The sequence below is a fragment of the Arthrobacter rhizophilus genome (assembly GCF_026241105.1).
Taxonomy (GTDB): domain Bacteria; phylum Actinomycetota; class Actinomycetes; order Actinomycetales; family Micrococcaceae; genus Arthrobacter.
The window spans coordinates 1-1,186 of record NZ_JAPFFT010000076.1; the positions used below are offsets into that span (position 1 = coordinate 1).

General features: G+C 54.2%; 1 protein-coding gene. It reads left to right on the forward strand.

Annotated elements, in window-relative coordinates:
* On the forward strand, positions 1 to 319 hold a 319-nt coding region (locus tag OOZ51_RS22365; RefSeq protein ID WP_323054827.1), incomplete at its 5' end, for a 2-oxo-4-hydroxy-4-carboxy-5-ureidoimidazoline decarboxylase.
* Between the last annotated feature and the right edge of the window lie 867 nt (positions 320 to 1,186).

The window sequence follows — 1,186 nt, forward strand, 5'->3', positions numbered from 1 at the left end:
CCCAACAACTAGTCGAGCACTACCCGAGGCAGATCCTGGGGTGCTCCGAGAACAGGAGCAGCCATGGTCCACCGTTCTGAGGCTCTGCGAGGACTACAAGGCCCGTTTCGGATATATCTACCTCGTAAACGTTTCCGGCAAGACCGACGAGACTATTGTCTCCGAACTAAAATCGAGGCTCACTCTGTCTCCGCATGAAGACCTAAAAATTGTGCAGGAAGAGCTACACGGCATTGTGATGGATCGTCTGCGCCTCCTCGCCGTGCCACCCATTGAAGGAGGCAACGACCTCGAATCGGAAAAACTACAAAGTGACTGAAGGTCCGCACTTTGGGTCAGGCATCGAGCGCCATTCCAGACTATTTGTGGCGTTTGCAGTCAAGGGGCCAACCCTTTCCGACTGAAGATCGTAGGACAACTTCAACCTCTAGGATTTTTCCGGAAGAGCCCGGCCATTGCTAGCAGAAGGCTTGGTCACCCACGATGCTGAAGCAGAACGCCGGGTTCATGCAAGAACATTCAAACCTTGCCTGACATCTTCAGCCCTCGGTTCTGGCGGATATTCAAGGGAGGCATTATGGATTCCTCAATCTGGAATGGCTCCGGGTAGCAGCTTTAGGAGAAACTAATCGTGTCAATAGGCTGGTTTGATCAGTTCGAACTCGTACAGTTCTCGAGGGACAGCCACTGTCCGACTCGATGGAATGTGGCTGTCTTTCGGGCTCGGAATGGTGTGCCAGCGAAAGTCGTTGAAGCCTTCACGATCGAAGAAGGAGAAGACTTTATAGCTGACCAATTGTGGTGTGACACCGGACCAGGGCAGGAATTCCTGTGGAGTGATTATCCGGGCAGCTTTCAGATGGTTCTTCGCACATATGCGCCGACCCAAGGCGGCAAAACGATGGGCAGGCCTCGGTTTTTTCGATTCGTTGACCTCGCCACCGACCTAGAGCCGGTTACCAAGGCAATCCATCCCCCACCAACACCGTTTGTTATGTGACGCCCAAAGTGAATGTTCGCGAGCTTCCCGTACGGTATGACCTCGCTGAGGACGACTGGAGTGGTCCCGGTCCTTGGTCTGGTTCCCTGAGAACGTAGCCAGGGTCCGACCCGGGTGAGGCCTCTCGGTCCACCAGTCCGAGCCTCAATTGTGTTCTTCTCGGTTCCCCAACAGCACCAGGAAAGA